We start from the raw sequence: 14845 nt of genomic DNA on the forward strand, positions 1-14845 counted from the left end.
TAGAGACCTACGTCCCCGGCTTCTCCACGTCCCACTCATTCCGGAAAATGTGCCCATCCGTGTCCTTGGCCTCCGCGCGGAATCGCTTCGCGCCGTTGGACACGTAAGTGAAGCGCAGATTGGGATCTTCCGAGATCGAGATGCCGCCTTCGATCGACAGCACAAGGCTGTCGTCCTGCGTCAGCTTCAGCTGGTTGACGAAGAAGGCGGGAATATAGAGCTGCGTGACTTGATCCATCTGCAGGCCGGAATTGTTGGGATGGCCGATCATGATCTGCGCTTCACGGATGCGGCTCGCCGGCGCTTCCTCGCGGGCGAATTGCCGGTAGCGCATCTGGCCGAGGCGGTTCTGGGCCTCTTCCGCGTTCTTTCCCGCCGGCGCCGAGCAGCCGCCCGACGCCTTCACATAGGTCTTTGAGACGTAAAGCTGGCCGTCGCTGAGCTCCGCCACCGCATGAACGTCCGTGTAATTGTTGACACGCACGCGCGTGGAGATCTCGGTGATATTGGCATCCGCGCCAAGCTCGAATTTCGCGGCCATCGGCGCTGGGTTGCGGTCGATCACCAGCGTGATCGATCGGATGCGGCGCGCATCGCCCGGCGACAGCTTGCTGCGCAGGGTCACCGGCACGATGGCGGCATCCTCGGCGCGATAGGGCATCTCGATGGCGATGACATTGTTGCCATCGTTCATCGGACGGTTGCTGAAGATATCCTGCACCAGGCCCGGCCAGGGATCGTAGGCCTCTTCGGCGCTCGCCGGCAACGCGAAGGCGATGCCGGCCAGTGCGGCGATGAGGCGGAGTGTATGGCCCATGATGATGGTCCTGTGCGGACGACGCAGTTATCTCGGAGTCAACGTAGCTGATCTCGGAGTCAGCGTAGCTGATCCCGGAGACAACGTAGCGCGTCCGCTACTCCCATTCAATTTCCGAAAATGCTGCGGTTGCGTTGCGGGCGTTGTAGTCGTCGAACAGTTCCCAATGCGACCGCTCGGTCGCGGCTGCTTTTTCGGCGGCGGTTCGGATCGGCTCGCCCTTCTTGTTCGAGGCACGGACGTCCGACAGCAGTGTCGAGAGATAACGCCGCTCATCGGTCAAAGCCGCTGGCCAGTCGCTCACAGGGCCGTGACCGGGAACGACGCGGACCGCCGGAACCGCCTCCAGCTCCTTCAGCAGGGCGAGCCAGCCGCGAATGCTGCCATCCACCACCGGAATGTGGCGGAGAAAGACCAGATCGCCTGCGAACAGCGTCTTGGTCGTCTCGTCGAACACGGTCAGGTCATTGTCGCTGTGCGCGGCCGGCCATGCCCGCAAGGTCAGCCGGCGCGATCCGAGATCGAGCGCCATGACGTCCTTAACCAGCACAGTGGGCGGCACGATCTTCACGGAATCGATCAGTTCGCCGCCCATGATGCGCCGGAAACTATCGAGATAATACGGCCCGCGCGTCGCCAGCGCCTGCGGCAGCTTGCTGTGGCCGACGAAGCTGGTTCCGTCCGCGATGAAGGCCGCATTGCCGAAAACGTGGTCGGGATGGCCGTGGGTGTTGATGACGTAGCGGATCGGCTTGCTGGTGCGGGCTCGCACCGCGGCCAGCAGCGCCTCGCCTTCACGAAGGCTGCCACCGGTATCGATCACGGCCACCGCATCCTCGCCGACGACGAAGCCGACATTGGCAATATCGCCCTCGTTCTCGCGGGTCATCAGGGCGATGGTCCCGGAGTGCACGAAGATTCCCGGTGCGACTTCGCTCACAGGCAATTCGGCCGCCCCGGCGCGTGCTACCGTCGCGAGTCCCAGCAGGGACAGGGCTGCGATCTTTGACGTGAGATGCGACACGTTTCCGCCTCAGTTCAGGGCTTGCCGCATTGCACTGCAGCACAACAAGCCAACGCAAAGTTTGGCAAACATGGTGCGTCCTGCGTTGCATGGATAGCATTCGAATGAAATGAGGAGGAAGCGCGATGGAGGCCGGACGACATCGTCGCTGGTTGTTTTCACTGTGTGTGATGGCGGCATCTTGTGCGATCGGCGACGTCGCCCGCGCGCAGACGACCGATAGTGGTGACCTCTCGTTCGAGCTGGTCGACCCCAAGGTGCTGCGCGTCTGCGCCGATCCGCGCAACCTTCCATTCTCCAACGAGAAGGGCGAGGGAATCGAGAACAAGCTCGCCGAGCTGTTCGCGGACAAGCTTCAGAAGAAGCTCGACTACGTCTTCTTCCCGCAGGCCACGGGCTTCGTGCGCATGACGCTGGGTGCGCATCGCTGCGACGTCATCATGGGCTTCCCGCAAGGCGACGATCTCGTCCAGGGGACCAATCCGTATTATCGCACATCGTACGCGCTGGTTGCGAAAGCGGGCAGCGGGCTGGAGGACGTCGACACGCTCGAAGACCCGAAGTTGAAGGGCAAGCATGTGGGCATCGTCGCCGGCACGCCACCCGCGACCAACATGGCCATCGCAGGCCTGATGGGCGATGCAAAACCTTATCCGTTGATGATCGACACGCGCTACGACAATTCGGCGCAGGCCATGATCGACGACCTCGCTGCCAGTAAGATCGACGCCGGCGTGCTGTGGGGACCGATGGCAGGGTACTACGCCAAGAAGGTCGGTTCGCTGCACGTGACGCCGCTGGTGAAGGAAACCACCGGTCCAAAACTGGTGTACCGTATCGGCATGGGCGTGCGCGCCGTCGACCAGAACTGGAAACGGCAGCTCAACAAGCTGATTCAGGAGAACCAGGGCGAGATCAACAAGATCCTGCTCGACTTCGGCGTGCCGCTGCTGGATGAAAACGATCGGCCGCTCGGTGCGGGGACGGCCAAGAAGGCGCCATGAGGCGGCCTCTTGCCGGCGCGCTCGTCGCCGCCGCCCTGGCGGTGCCGGCTTTGGCGCAGCAGCAGGAGCCGTTCGAGCCCGAAGGCTATCGCACCGACAATTACCGCGCGCCGGTGCCGGCGACGCTGGAAGGCGCGCGCGTGCTGAGGACGGCGGAGGCCGAGGCGATCTGGCGCGCGAAGAGCGGCGTCTTCATCGACGTGCTGCCGCGCGCGCCGAAGCCAAAGAACCTTCCAGCAGGGACGGTCTGGCGCGATGCACCCCGGAAAAACATACCCGGCAGCATCTGGCTGCCGGATACCGGCTACGGCGCGTTGCCATCGGCGATGGACGATTATCTCCAGCGCGGTCTCGCGCAAGCGTCGCATGGCGACAAGGCCGCGCTGCTCGTGATCTATTGCCTCGCCGATTGCTGGATGTCCTGGAACGCCGCCAAGCGCGCGCTCGCTTACGGCTATGCCAACGTCGCCTGGTATCCCGAGGGCACCGACGGCTGGGAGCATGCGAAGCTGCCAACAGAGGAGGCACAGCCGGAGCCACGGCCGGAGCAGTGAGTGGCTCGATTCCTCCATCATTGCGAGCGCAGCGAAGCAATCCAGAGTCCCTCCACGGAAAGATTCTGGATTGCTTCGCTGCGCTCGCAACGACGATGTGGAAGCCGATTGCATCCGTCAGCCGGATCGACCCGCGGCGAGCAACCTCCGCAGCGAAACCCAGCCCTACTGCTTCTGCAACTTCGTCAGTGTGCCGGAGCCATCAGCGTCGGTCGCGGAATACGTCACCCGATCGCCGGCATGGACGGTATCCAGCATCGCGGCGTCCTTAGCCTTGTACTGCTGCAACGCGCCGGCGCCGCCGGCACTGCCGCCGACCGTGCCCTTCTGCGTCTGCTGGATCGAGATCGTATTGTTGAGCCGATTGATGCTGGTGACCATTCCGGTCATGTCGTCGGCAAAAGCGGAGGACGCGAGCATGCTGATGGCTGCAGCGCCTGCGAGGATGAATCTTGCTGTTCCCATCGAGGCCTCCCGGCATTGGATGTTCACATCGACAAGCCATCCTAGATCGATTTGGTTCCGGCAGATAGCGTGGCAAACATTAATGATCGCATTGAAATCGCGGGAACTTTTGTGAAAGCCGCCAGCAGGGCTGACGCTATTCCATCTCCTGCTGGATCACGCGGCCGAGCGCAAACAGGCGCTGATCGATGGCGGTCGGAACCTCGCAGACGAAGCGCACCACCTTGCGGCGATCCTCGAAGATGCGGGTCTCCCAGATCAGCTGGTTGCTCATGGCATCGACCTTGGCGTCGTCGCGCGGCGTTGCGTCCTGGAGCGCCTGGAGCTGGATGGTCTCCTCGCGGATCTTGTCGGCGGCCTCGCGTTGCTTGCGGCTGACGCGTTCGAGCCCGCTCATGACTTGCGAGCGCTGGGCGTTGAGCGTGTCGAACAGGCCGGCGAACAGCAGTTTTGCGTTGGCGGTCTTGTCGGCCGCGGAGCCGCCCAAAAATTCCTTGATCGACCTCTCGGCCTCGTCCAGCGGCGTCTTGCGCGCTGCCAGCTTCGAGACCAGCGCGCTGACCTTGCTGTCGTCCTTCCACTTGCTCTCGGCGTCGTCGAGCGCAGGACCGGCCCAGACGGCGGCGAGCGAGATGTCCGGAACCTTGGCCTGCGAACAGGGCCAGTCGGGATAGCGCGGATCGGCTGCGCGTGCGGCGGCGGTCGAGACCGCGAACGCAATGGCTGCCACGGCAAGTGTCCGAACCATCATCCTTCGCCTCCCGCGGGCCCGCGTCGGGCCAGCCCGCGCGAGGGATCATAGGCATAGATCGCGGCGATCATGAAGACGATTGTGCAAGCTCCGACCACGGCGAGCGAGATCCAGTTGATCTGTCCATACAGCGCGAAGCGGATCAGCTCGACCGCATGGGTGAACGGATTGGCCTGGCAGACATAATAGAGATAAGGGCTGCCCTCCTGCACCCGCCAGAGCGGGTAGAGCGCAGAGGAGGCAAAGAACATCGGGAAGATCACGAAGTTCATGACGCCGGCAAAGTTCTCGAGCTGCTTGATGCCGGACGAGATCAGCATGCCGAGCGAGCCCAGCATCAGCCCGGACAGGATCAGCGCCGGCAGGACGGTGAGATAGCCGATCGTGGGAGGCGTGATGTCCCAGAACCAGGCGATGATCAGGAACGCATAGACCTGGAGCAGCGACACCGCGGTTCCCGCGAGCAGCTTGCAGAACAGCAGGAAGCCGCGCGGCAGCGGGCTCACCAGCAGCGTGCGCATATTGCCCATCTCGCGGTCATAGACCATCGAGAGCGAGGACTGCATGCCGTTGAAGAGCTGGATCATCGCCATCAGTCCCGGCGCGATGAAGACCTCGTAGAGGATGTAGGTCTCGTAGGGCGGGATGATGGAGATGCCGAGCACCTGGCGGAACCCGGCGGCAAAGATGAACAGCCACACCAGCGGCCGCACCAGTGCCGAGACGAAGCGCTCGCGCTGATGCAGGAAGCGCAGCCCCTCGCGCCAGACGATGCCGGTCAGGCAGGTCATGTACTCGGACGCCGAGAAGCCGCGCGGCGCGTCGCGCGTGGTGATGCTGCTCATGCGCCGCCTCCCGGCATCACTTGCGCACCGGTCAGGCGCATGAAGGCGGTGTTGACGTCCTGCGCGCCGGCCTCGGTCATGACGCGGCTCATCGGGCCCTGTGCCAGCACCTTGCCCTGGTGCAGCACCACGAGGTCGTCACTGGGCATGATCTCGTCGAACAGATGCGTGGCCCAGAGCACGCCGATGCCTTGCTCCGTCACGAGCTGGCGGACATGGCTGATGATGTCTGCGCGTGCCTTGACGTCGAGGCCGACGGTCGGTTCGTCCAGCAGCAACAGCCGCGGCCGGTGCAGCAGCGCACGGGCGATCTCCAGTCGCCGCATCTGCCCGCCGGAGAGATCGCGCACCTTGCTGGCGGCGCGATCGGCGAGGCCAATGCGCGCGAGCAGCTCGGCGCTGCGCGCAGCCGCCTCGCGCCGGCTGATGCCGTGGAGGGCGGCGTGATAGAGCAGGTTCTGCGTCAGCGACAGATCGAGATCGAGCGTGCGCGGCTGGAACACGACGCCGAGCAGCCGCAGCGCCTCGCCGGGCGTAAGGCTGATGTCATGGCCGAAAATACCGGCGCGGCCGGCCTGGATGCCGAACAGCCGCGTGATCAGCGAGAACAGCGTGCTCTTGCCCGCGCCGTTGAGGCCGAGCAAGGCGGTGAAGCTCGCGGGTTGCACGTTGAAAGAGACGTCGATCAGCGCCCGGCGCGGGCCATAGGAATGGCTGACGCCGTCGATCGACAGCGCGGGCACCGCGGCCGGATCAGGCCGTGGCGTCTCGCGAAGTTCGGCGATGGGAGCGGGGCTGGTCATGGCGCGATCGTGATGCCCCAGGGCAGTTCGCCCACCTGAATGGTCTTGATCACCTTTTGCGCGGCGACGTCGATGACGGAAACGTCGTTGGACACGCCATTGGTGGTGAGCAGGTATTTTTCATCCGGCGTGAAGGCCATGTGCCAGACGCGCTGGCCGACCAGGAGATATTTCGTCACCTTGCGCGTGGCGACATCGACCACGGCGACTCGGTTGGCGGGGCCGAGCGCGACAAACGCCGTTTTATCATCCTTGGTCATGCCGATACCGACCGGCTGGATCGCCTCCTTCCTCAAGCCGGGAATCTCGAAATTGACCTTGCCGATGACCTCGTGCTTCTGCGGGTCGACGATCGACACGGTGCCGCCGATCTCGGAGGACACCCACAATTCGGACGCGTCGTGCTTGAACTCGGCAAAGCGCGGCCGGGCATCGACCAGCACATTGGCAACGATCTGGCGCGACGCGGTGTCGATGAAATGCGCCATGTTGGTCGTCTCGGACGTGTTGATCAGAATCTTCCCGTCCGGGCTGATGGTCATGCCCTCGGGCTCGACGCCGACCTGGATGTCTCCGAGGCGTGCACGCTTCTCCAGATCAATCACCGTCACCGTATTGTCGTTCTCGTTGGCGACATAGAGTGTCTTGCCGGCGGCATCCTGGGTGAACAATTCAGGGTCGGGCCCGGAGGGCAGGGTGTCGACAACGGCTTGCGTCTTGGCATCGATCACCTGGATGGTATCGTCGTCGCCGACCGCGACCATCACGAATTTACCATCGCGCGTGAACTCGATGCCGCGCGGGCGCTGGCCGACCTTGATGGTCTTTGTCACGGCCCAGCTCTCGGTGTCGATCACCGACACCGTGTTGCTCTTCTCGTTCGAGACATAGGCGATGAAGGCATGCGCGGGCGCCGCGACGAGCACCAATCCGGACAGCAATCCCACACGCAACATCCGTGTCCTCATTTCAGCTTGCATTTGCTCTCCGGGCGATCGTAGCCGAGCGTGTCGAGCTCGGAGACCTGGTGCAGAAATCCTTCCTGCGGCGACACCGACACCACCATGCGGCCGTCGACCAGCAGGATCGGCTGGCGGAGCTGGAGATTCCAGTCGCGCAGCGTCAGCTTGGTGCCCTTGAAGGCGGCGACGGAGAAGTCCGGTCCCTTGATGAAATCGGTGACCTTCTTGACGTCGCCGGAATTGGTGCGCGAGGTGGCCTCGCCAATCATGCGCACGGCAGTCCAGGCCTGCATGTCGAGCGCAGTCATGCGCCGCGAATTGAGCTTCATGAAGCGGTTCTGCATCTGCGTCGCGCCCCATTGGTCCTGCGCGGCGTCCCAGCTGCGCGGCACCAGGCCGGCCGAGCCCGCGACGGGGCGGGGATCCCAGGTGCGGTAAGGCAGATAGGCTGCGAATACCTCGCTCTCGTCGGCGGCGACCAGCACGTCGTAGGCGGGCGCGGCTTGCGTGAACACCGGCATCTGCCGCTGGATCAGCGTCACGCCCGAGTCCGTGCGGCGCGCGCCGCCGGTGTCCTCGAAGGTCCGCTCCTGCACGATCTTGGCGCCAAAGCGCGTGGCGGCGCGACGGAGTGCATCGGCGTATAGCTTGTCCTTGTCATGCGAGCCGACCACCAGCAGCCAGCGCGGCCATCGCTTCCACACCAGGTACTGGCCGAGCGCGTCGGCCAGCATTGAGCGTGTCGGCGCGGCGTGGATCACATTGGCGCGGCAATCGGCCTCGCGTAGCCGCTCGTCGATTGCGCCGGCGTTGAACAGCAGCGTGCCGCGGTCGCGCAAGGCGTCGGCGGCCTTCAACAGTGCATCGGCCGGCAGGTCGGTGATGATGAAGCCGTTGTGCTCTGCGAGCGCGGTCGCGGCCTGGACCACGTCCTCACCTTCCCTAATGCGGCGCTCCTCCAGCGTGAAGCGCTGGTTCAGGAATTTCCCTGTGGTGTTGTTGTCCTCGATCGCGAGCTTCGCGCCGGCGACGCCATCATTGTCCGTGGGCTGCTCGACCAGCGAGAGCGTCGATCTGGTGCCGGCGACACCGAGATAGCCGACGCCGATCGTGACCGGGTCGGCCGCGAGCGCTTGCATCGCTGCCAGACACAGGCCGATCGGGCCGAGCAACCATCGGATCATGCTTCCTCCTGACGTCCTCCCCGGCTTGACCGTCGGTGAAGAATTGTCTCTCTTGAAGCATGACCGATTTGGCCGGGCATGCAACCCCGCATTTGGTCGTCGCGACACGACAGGCGGAATCACGATCATGCGAGCGCTGATATGTTTCGCGGCTTTGCTGCTGATGGGTTCGCAGGCAGCCGCCGATCCGCCAAAACTTGCCGTGTTCGATTTCGAGTTGATCGACACCAGCCTGCCCGGCGAGTTCTACGGCTCCCGGCCGGAAGAGGCGCGGCTCGCGCATATCAGCGACCAGTTGCGCAAGCAACTGGCCGACTCAGGCCGGTTCCAGCTGCTCGATATCGCGCCGGTGAGGGATGCCGCCAGTCACGCCAATCTGCAGGCCTGCGGCGGTTGCGACCTCAAGCTTGCCGGAGAGCTCGGTGCTGACCTCGAGATCACCGGCATGGTGCAGAAGGTCTCGAACCTGATCATCAATCTGAACATCTATCTGCGCGACGTGAAGACCGGCAACATGATCACCGCGGCAAGCGCCGACATGCGCGGCAACACCGACGAATCCTGGTCGCGCACGATGAGCTATCTGATCCGCAACCGCCTGCTCGCGCCGAATTACGGCAAGCCGGAGTAGGTGCAAAGCCCTCACAGGGGGAGAAGGAAGAAGCTACCCCTTCAGCCGCTCCGCATGCCAGTGCAGATGGTCGCTCATGAACGTCGAGATGAAATAGTAGCTATGGTCGTAGCCCGGCTGACGCCGAAGCGTCAGCGGGATGTTGGCCTTGTTGCAGGCCGCCTGCAGCAGTTCGGGACGAAGCTGCTCCTTCAGGAAATTATCGGCCTCGCCGACGTCGACCAGGAAGCCTGCGTATTTCGCGCCATCCTCGATCAGCGCCACCGTGTCATGGCCGCGCCACGTATCCTTGTTCGGTCCGAGATAGCCGGTCAGCGCCTTGATGCCCCAGGGCACCTGCGACGGCGCCACGATCGGGGCGAAGGCGCTTGCGGCGCGATAGCGGTGGGGGTTGCGCAGCGCCACGGTCAGCGCACCGTGGCCGCCCATGGAATGGCCCATCACCGATTGCCGCTTGGCATCGACTGGAAAATGTCCCGCCACGAGCTTCGGCAGCTCGTCGGTGACATAGCTCCACATGCGATAATTGCGCGCGAACGGCGCTTCGGTCGCATCGACGTAGAAACCCGCGCCCAAGCCGAAATCATAGGCATTGTTGGCGTCGCCCGGCACGTCGGGGCCGCGCGGGCTGGTGTCGGGCGCGACGAAGATCAGGCCGAGCTCGGCGCAGGCTTTGCGAAATTCGCCCTTCTCGGTGACGTTGGCATGGGTGCAGGTGAGGCCGGAGAGATACCAGACCACGGGCAGCCTGGTGCCGTCGGCATGCGGGGGAACATAGACCGAGAACACCATGTCGGTGCCGGTCGCCTGGCTCGCATGGCGATACACGCCCTGTACGCCGCCATAGGAAGTGTTGGTCGAGACAGTCTGGATCGTCATGCCGGTTTGCTCCGTGGCATCTCACCACATCAAGAATGCAATGCTCGAGTGTCCGAATTAGCGCGGGAACGCAAAGGCTGACCCAGGGTCAGGCGACACCGCTGTCGATCGCCAGCCGCACCAGCTCGACCGAGGTCTTCACCCCGAGCTTCTGGCGCATGATCGAGGAGGTGTTGGCGACCGTCTTGTAGGACGATTGCACCAGCCAGGCGATCTCGGACAGGCTCTTTCCCGCGCTGAGCAGCCGCAAAATCTCCATCTCTCGCGCATTCAGCTTCGACAGCGGGCTTTGCGCCAGCATGGGCCCTGCGAAGGCGATGCTGCGCGCGATCGCGCTCGGAAGATAAGTGCCGCCGCCGCCGACGGTGCGGATCGCCTCAACGAGATCGTCGGGGTCGCCGGTCTTGGAGACGTAGCCCTTGGCTCCGCATTCGATCGCGCGCGCGGCAAAGGCCGGGTCGTCGTTCATGCTGAACATGATGATGCGGGCATCAGGCGCGCGTTCGAGGATGCGGCGCGCAAGCTCGAAGCCGGAGACGGTCGGCAGGTTGATGTCGATGACGCAGAGGTCGGGGCGCTCGACGATGAACACGCACTCGCCGTCTTCGGCATCGGCGGCCTCCAAAATCTCGATCTCGCCTTCGTCGGCCAGCACCGCGCGGCAGCCGGAAGCGACAATGGGATGATCGTCGACTATCAGAATGCGCATAGGCGTTCCCCGTGACAGCGCATCCCCGTGAAAGAATTTGCCTGTTTTCGCGCCGCATGATTCCGGACGAGACGGACGCGCGCCTCATGTCGGGTCATGCAACCCGGCCGGGATTGCTGTACGCTTCCGATTAGATATCGGGCGCTTCGTCTCTGTCAACGCTATCGGACAGGCGCGAGCGATCCTTCGTGGGGCAGGCGAGAGCAATGTGGCAAAATCTATCCTTGCGCGGGCGCATCAACCTCCTGCTGGCGCTGCTGCTTGCGCTCGGGCTCGCCGTCAACATCGCCCGACAGGTGGCGGAGGCCGGTCCCCGCGTCCAGGCCGAGGACCAGAGCGTGATCCGGCTGGCGCGCGAGTTCATCGAGATGATCGTTGCCGATCTCAACGAGGCGCCGGATCCCGACGCCAGGCTGAGCCAGATCGCGCGTGACCTCAATCGGCTCCGCCATGTCAGCATTGCGCTTCGGGACGCAGGTGGGAACCCGTTGACGCCGCCGCGCACCGAGGCCGATGACGACACGTCCGGGCCACCGGCCTGGTTCGTCAGCCTGGTTCATCCCGAGCAGACCGCCGTCAACGTGCCGGTCTCGGTCCATGGCAAGCCTGGCTCGCTGGTGATTACCTCGCATCCCAATGACGAGATTGCCGAGATATGGGATGCCATCGTCACGCAGCTCGAGGTCGGTTCAGTCATCGCGCTGGTGCTGTTTCTGGTGATGATGACGGTCGTCGGCCGCGCGCTCGCGCCGCTTGAGTCGCTGACACAGACGATGGGTGAGCTCGAGGACGGCCGCTACGACGCGCGTGCAGTGCCCGACGGCGCGCCTGAGCTCGCTGCGATCTGCACCAAGCTCAATCATCTCGCGGCGACGCTTGGCGAGGCGGTCGAGGACAAGCGGCGGCTTGCCGAGCGCGCGGTGTCGCTCCAGGACGTCGAGCGCAAGGAGATCGCGCGCGAGCTGCATGACGAATTCGGGCCGTATCTGTTCTCGCTGCGCGCGCATGCCAGCGCTCTCGCAAAGCTCGCCGACGGACGCGCACCAAGTGCAGATGCAGTGCGAAAACACGGCGGAGCCTTGCTGGAGCAGATCAATGCGCTGCAGCAGTTCACCCGTCGCGTGCTGGAGCGCTTGAGGCCCGTCGGCCTTGCCGAGCTTGGCCTTGGCAAGGCGCTGGAATCGCTGTCGCGGCTGTGGCGGGAATCGCATCCCGACGTGAACATCGAGACGACGATCTCGCCGGCGCTTGGGGTTACGGGCGAGACCGCGGACCTGACGATTTATCGCGTCGTGCAGGAGGCGCTGACCAATGCGTTCCGCCACGCCGGCGCGACCGCGATCAATGTCGTGATCGAGCCGGCGGAGCAGCCCGGCCGCGACGGTCGCTGCTGCGCCCGGGTCCGGGTCAGCGACAACGGCCACGGCATGGAGCCGGGCCAGAAGCTCGGCTTCGGCCTCGTCGGCATGCGCGAGCGTATTCTGGCGCTGGGCGGCACGCTCAACGTGGCGTCGGGCGAGGGCGGCGTCACCGTAGAGGCGCTGGTTCCAACCGCTGCGGCCTGATCGCGTCCGGTTCGATCGGGAAGAATTCCCGATTTGGTCGGGAAAACGGGTACGGATTGTGCCCGACCTTTTGCGGCTGGTGCATGAGCCGCCGCCGAATACACTCGTCACAACCAACGGTGAAAACCAAAACAGCTGAAGGTTACGGGTGGGACAATACTAGGAATGCGCAAGCTGGGACACACGCGGCGTCTGCTGATGGCCTTGGTCGCGACCGGGTTGGTGTCCGGACTCTGTTTCGGGACCAGCGCCCGCGCTGCGCAGGACGAAGAGACCAACGTTCAAAACCTGCCCGCAGTCGAGGTGGTGGCGCCGCAGCCGACCCCGCGGCGCGCGTCGCCGCGGCCGGTCGCGCGGACGGCTGCGAGCTCCGGCAAGCCGAGGGAGGGCAGGATTTACGTCTACCCGACCGCGCCTGGCACCGGCAGGGGTCTCGATGTCGACAAGGTTCCGTCGGCGATCAACGCCGTTGACGCCAACCAGATCAAGCGCACCGGCTCGCTCAACGTCACGGATGCGCTGCGCGACAACATTGCCGGGGTCAGCATCAGCGAGGTGACCGGCAACCCGTTCCAGCCGAACGTCGAGTTTCGCGGCTTTGTCGCCTCGCCCGTGACCGGCACGCCGCAAGGACTCGCGGTGTACCAGAACGGCGTGCGGATCAACGAAGCGTTCTCGGACGCCGCCAACTGGGACCTGATCCCGACCGCGGCGATCAGGTCGGTGACGCTGGTGACCAATAACCCGGTCTTCGGCCTGAACGCGCTCGGAGGCGCGATCAATCTGCAAATGAAGGATGGCTTCACCTATCAAGGCGCGGAGCTTGATGCCATGGGCGGCTCGTTCGGCCGCATCCAGGGCTCGGCGCAATGGGGCAAGGTGGTCGACCAGAACTACGGCATCTACGCCGCGCTCGAAGGCCTGCACGACAACGGTTTTCGCAACTTCTCCCAATCGGACGTGCGGCGCTTCTACAGTGACGTCGGCTACAAGGCCGGCGACAGCGAATTCCACATCAATATGGGGGTCGCCAAGAACGATTTCGGCGCCAACGCCACCGTTCCGGCCGAGCTCCTGGGTAAATATTGGGGCGCGACCTACACGACACCGCAAACCAGCGCCAACCGCGTCGGCTATCTCAACCTGACCGCCAGGGCCGACGCGACGCCGACCTGGACGCTCGAAGGCACCGCGCATGTGCGCAGGTACGAGCAGAAGATCATGGACGGCAATCCAACCAACGTCGGCGAGTGCACGGCGGACGCGACGTTGCTGTGCTTCGGCGACGGTGCGACGCCCGCGAATGGCACGAACGGCGTGCAGCTTGGCAATCCCTTTGCGCCGGGAACGATCCTCGGCGAGATCGACCGGAGCTCGATACGGTCGACCAGCTTCGGCGCATCGGGGCAGGCCACCAACACCGATCAGTTGTTTGGGCATGACAACCGCTTCGTGATCGGCACAAGCTATGATGCCAGCGTCACGCGCTACGATGCCACCGCCGAGATCGGTTCGATCGGAGAGAACTATGTCGTGAGCGGCGGCGGCGTCTTCCTGGGGCCGACCGGCACGATCGATACCGGGTTTGCCGGTCCCGTCTCGCTGCGGACCGTCAATCAATATAACGGCCTCTATGCGATGGACACGTTCAACGTCACGGATGCCTTCGCGATCACCGGCGGAGGCCGCTTCAACGTGGCGCGCATCTCGCTGGAGGACCAGCTCGGCACTGCGCTCAACGGCGACTACACCTACACCCGGTTCAATCCGGTGATCGGCGGGACCTACAAGATCACGCCGGAGCTGACCGCCTATGCCGGCTATTCCGAGGCCAACCGCGTGCCGACACCGCTCGAGCTCGGCTGCGCCGATCCGAACAATCCGTGTCTCATCGCGGCGTTTCTGGTCTCCGACCCGCCGTTGAAGCAGGTCGTGTCCAAAACGGTGGAGGCTGGCCTGCGCGGTACCAGGGAGCTGAACATCGGCACGCTCGGATGGAAGATCGGCGGCTTCCGCGCCACCAACTATGATGACATCCTGGCCGTCCCCGTTCCCGGCCGGACCGGCTTCGGCTATTTCACCAATGTCGGCAGGACACGACGGCAGGGGCTCGAGGCCGAGGTCAACATCAAATCACCGAAGCTTCAGTTCCAGGCCAGCTACACCTTCGTCGATGCCCGCTTCCTCGACGCATTGACGCTCGGCTCGAACAGCCCGTTCGCCGATGCCGACGGAAACATCCAGGTCTTGCCCGGCAACCAGATACCCGCGATCCCGCGTCACCGGGTCAAGGTCGGTATCGACTACGCTGTTACCGATGAGTGGAAGGTTGGCGGCAATGCGCTGTTTGTCTCCAGCCAATACCTGGTCGGCGACGAATCCAACCAGTATTCCAAGCTGTCATCCTATACGGTCTTCAATCTGCACACGTCCTACCAGGTCGCCAAGAATTTCCAGATCTACGGCAAGATCGACAACGTCTTCGACAATCGCTACGCGACCTACGGACAGTTCTTCGACACCGGCGCTCTGCCGAACTTCACCAATGGCGGAAACCCCTTCACCGATCCGCGCTCGCTGAGCCCGGCAAGGCCGCGCGCGTTTTACGCGGGCGCGCGGGTGACGTTCTAGGACTGCGGGGTCCCGATCATT

General features: G+C 64.1%; 15 protein-coding genes. 5 read left to right on the forward strand and 10 right to left on the reverse strand.

Annotated features, from left to right (window positions below; all coding sequences use genetic code 11):
* Positions 1 to 7: 7 nt before the first annotated feature.
* Together ABIC09_RS05645 and ABIC09_RS05650 are read right to left on the reverse strand one after the other, a co-directional pair.
* On the reverse strand, positions 8 to 817 hold the full coding sequence (locus ABIC09_RS05645; RefSeq protein ID WP_354035409.1) for a quinoprotein dehydrogenase-associated SoxYZ-like carrier: 810 nt from the start codon (positions 815 to 817) through the stop codon (positions 8 to 10).
* Between the two features lie 97 nt (positions 818 to 914).
* Positions 915 to 1706 (reverse strand): quinoprotein relay system zinc metallohydrolase 2, encoded by a 792-nt coding sequence (locus ABIC09_RS05650; RefSeq protein ID WP_502917646.1) that lies wholly within the window; start codon positions 1704 to 1706, stop codon positions 915 to 917.
* 260 nt (positions 1707 to 1966) lie between these two features.
* On the opposite strand from ABIC09_RS05650, the gene ABIC09_RS05655 reads away from it, so the two are divergent.
* Positions 1967 to 2845 (forward strand): substrate-binding domain-containing protein, encoded by an 879-nt coding sequence (locus ABIC09_RS05655; protein ID WP_502917643.1) that lies wholly within the window; start codon positions 1967 to 1969, stop codon positions 2843 to 2845.
* Entirely contained in the window at positions 2842 to 3399 is a 558-nt protein-coding gene (locus tag ABIC09_RS05660; protein WP_354108653.1) for a PQQ-dependent catabolism-associated CXXCW motif protein, read from the forward strand. The genes ABIC09_RS05655 and ABIC09_RS05660 overlap by 4 nt, the downstream gene beginning before the upstream one ends.
* Positions 3400 to 3564: 165 nt before the next feature.
* On the opposite strand, the gene ABIC09_RS05665 is transcribed toward ABIC09_RS05660, so the two are convergent.
* The 6 genes from ABIC09_RS05665 to ABIC09_RS05690 all read right to left on the reverse strand — a co-directional run bounded on the left by ABIC09_RS05665 (position 3565) and on the right by ABIC09_RS05690 (position 8409).
* Positions 3565 to 3864, reverse strand: coding sequence for a copper-binding protein (locus ABIC09_RS05665; protein ID WP_148756488.1), 300 nt, complete (start codon positions 3862 to 3864; stop codon positions 3565 to 3567).
* 136 nt (positions 3865 to 4000) lie between these two features.
* The gene (locus ABIC09_RS05670; protein WP_354083298.1) at positions 4001 to 4615 is read right to left on the reverse strand and encodes a hypothetical protein; all 615 of its coding nucleotides are present in this window, start codon (positions 4613 to 4615) and stop codon (positions 4001 to 4003) included.
* Entirely contained in the window at positions 4612 to 5460 is an 849-nt protein-coding gene (locus ABIC09_RS05675; protein WP_354083297.1) for a lanthanide ABC transporter permease protein PedC, read from the reverse strand. Before ABIC09_RS05675 ends, ABIC09_RS05670 begins: the two co-directional genes overlap by 4 nt.
* Positions 5457 to 6263, reverse strand: a complete 807-nt coding sequence (locus ABIC09_RS05680; protein WP_354083296.1) for a lanthanide ABC transporter ATP-binding protein PedB/LutE — start codon at positions 6261 to 6263, stop codon at positions 5457 to 5459. The genes ABIC09_RS05675 and ABIC09_RS05680 overlap by 4 nt, the downstream gene beginning before the upstream one ends.
* Entirely contained in the window at positions 6260 to 7243 is a 984-nt protein-coding gene (locus ABIC09_RS05685; RefSeq protein ID WP_354035415.1) for a YVTN family beta-propeller repeat protein, read from the reverse strand. The genes ABIC09_RS05680 and ABIC09_RS05685 overlap by 4 nt, the downstream gene beginning before the upstream one ends.
* Complete coding sequence (locus ABIC09_RS05690) at positions 7228 to 8409, reverse strand: lanthanide ABC transporter ABC transporter substrate-binding protein PedA1 (RefSeq protein ID WP_354108654.1); 1182 nt, start codon at positions 8407 to 8409, stop codon at positions 7228 to 7230. The genes ABIC09_RS05685 and ABIC09_RS05690 overlap by 16 nt, the downstream gene beginning before the upstream one ends.
* 127 nt (positions 8410 to 8536) lie before the next feature.
* On the opposite strand from ABIC09_RS05690, the gene ABIC09_RS05695 reads away from it, so the two are divergent.
* Entirely contained in the window at positions 8537 to 9040 is a 504-nt protein-coding gene (locus tag ABIC09_RS05695) for a DUF3280 domain-containing protein (protein ID WP_354035417.1), read from the forward strand.
* A gap of 33 nt (positions 9041 to 9073) precedes the next feature.
* Here ABIC09_RS05695 and fghA read toward each other — a convergent pair whose 3' ends face one another.
* The gene (fghA, locus tag ABIC09_RS05700; protein WP_354108655.1) at positions 9074 to 9919 is read right to left on the reverse strand and encodes an S-formylglutathione hydrolase; all 846 of its coding nucleotides are present in this window, start codon (positions 9917 to 9919) and stop codon (positions 9074 to 9076) included.
* Between the two features lie 88 nt (positions 9920 to 10007).
* Complete coding sequence (locus tag ABIC09_RS05705; RefSeq protein ID WP_354035419.1) at positions 10008 to 10628, reverse strand: response regulator; 621 nt, start codon at positions 10626 to 10628, stop codon at positions 10008 to 10010.
* A 206-nt stretch (positions 10629 to 10834) separates the two neighbouring features.
* Here ABIC09_RS05705 and ABIC09_RS05710 point away from each other — a divergent pair, with 206 nt between their 5' ends.
* On the forward strand, positions 10835 to 12193 hold the full coding sequence (locus tag ABIC09_RS05710) for a histidine kinase (RefSeq protein WP_148756479.1): 1359 nt from the start codon (positions 10835 to 10837) through the stop codon (positions 12191 to 12193).
* Positions 12194 to 12358: 165 nt separating this feature from the next.
* Entirely contained in the window at positions 12359 to 14824 is a 2466-nt protein-coding gene (locus ABIC09_RS05715) for a TonB-dependent receptor (RefSeq protein WP_354108656.1), read from the forward strand.
* The last annotated feature ends 21 nt before the right edge of the window (positions 14825 to 14845 follow it).

Source organism: Bradyrhizobium sp. S3.12.5 (genome assembly GCF_040548225.1).
Lineage (GTDB): Bacteria > Pseudomonadota > Alphaproteobacteria > Rhizobiales > Xanthobacteraceae > Bradyrhizobium > Bradyrhizobium cytisi.

Bases quoted from the DNA above. Each gene is read 5' to 3' on its own strand.
- ABIC09_RS05645 (WP_354035409.1), bottom strand. From the start codon at position 817: ATGGGCCATACACTCCGCCTCATCGCCGCACTGGCCGGCATCGCCTTC.
- ABIC09_RS05650 (WP_502917646.1), bottom strand. From the start codon at position 1,706: ATGACCCGCGAGAACGAGGGCGATATTGCCAATGTCGGCTTCGTCGTC.
- ABIC09_RS05655 (WP_502917643.1), top strand. From the start codon at position 1,967: ATGGAGGCCGGACGACATCGTCGCTGGTTGTTTTCACTGTGTGTGATG.
- ABIC09_RS05660 (WP_354108653.1), top strand. From the start codon at position 2,842: ATGAGGCGGCCTCTTGCCGGCGCGCTCGTCGCCGCCGCCCTGGCGGTG.
- ABIC09_RS05665 (WP_148756488.1), bottom strand. From the start codon at position 3,864: ATGGGAACAGCAAGATTCATCCTCGCAGGCGCTGCAGCCATCAGCATG.
- ABIC09_RS05670 (WP_354083298.1), bottom strand. From the start codon at position 4,615: ATGATGGTTCGGACACTTGCCGTGGCAGCCATTGCGTTCGCGGTCTCG.
- ABIC09_RS05675 (WP_354083297.1), bottom strand. From the start codon at position 5,460: ATGAGCAGCATCACCACGCGCGACGCGCCGCGCGGCTTCTCGGCGTCC.
- ABIC09_RS05680 (WP_354083296.1), bottom strand. From the start codon at position 6,263: ATGACCAGCCCCGCTCCCATCGCCGAACTTCGCGAGACGCCACGGCCT.
- ABIC09_RS05685 (WP_354035415.1), bottom strand. From the start codon at position 7,243: ATGCAAGCTGAAATGAGGACACGGATGTTGCGTGTGGGATTGCTGTCC.
- ABIC09_RS05690 (WP_354108654.1), bottom strand. From the start codon at position 8,409: ATGATCCGATGGTTGCTCGGCCCGATCGGCCTGTGTCTGGCAGCGATG.
- ABIC09_RS05695 (WP_354035417.1), top strand. From the start codon at position 8,537: ATGCGAGCGCTGATATGTTTCGCGGCTTTGCTGCTGATGGGTTCGCAG.
- fghA (WP_354108655.1), bottom strand. From the start codon at position 9,919: ATGACGATCCAGACTGTCTCGACCAACACTTCCTATGGCGGCGTACAG.
- ABIC09_RS05705 (WP_354035419.1), bottom strand. From the start codon at position 10,628: ATGCGCATTCTGATAGTCGACGATCATCCCATTGTCGCTTCCGGCTGC.
- ABIC09_RS05710 (WP_148756479.1), top strand. From the start codon at position 10,835: ATGTGGCAAAATCTATCCTTGCGCGGGCGCATCAACCTCCTGCTGGCG.
- ABIC09_RS05715 (WP_354108656.1), top strand. From the start codon at position 12,359: ATGCGCAAGCTGGGACACACGCGGCGTCTGCTGATGGCCTTGGTCGCG.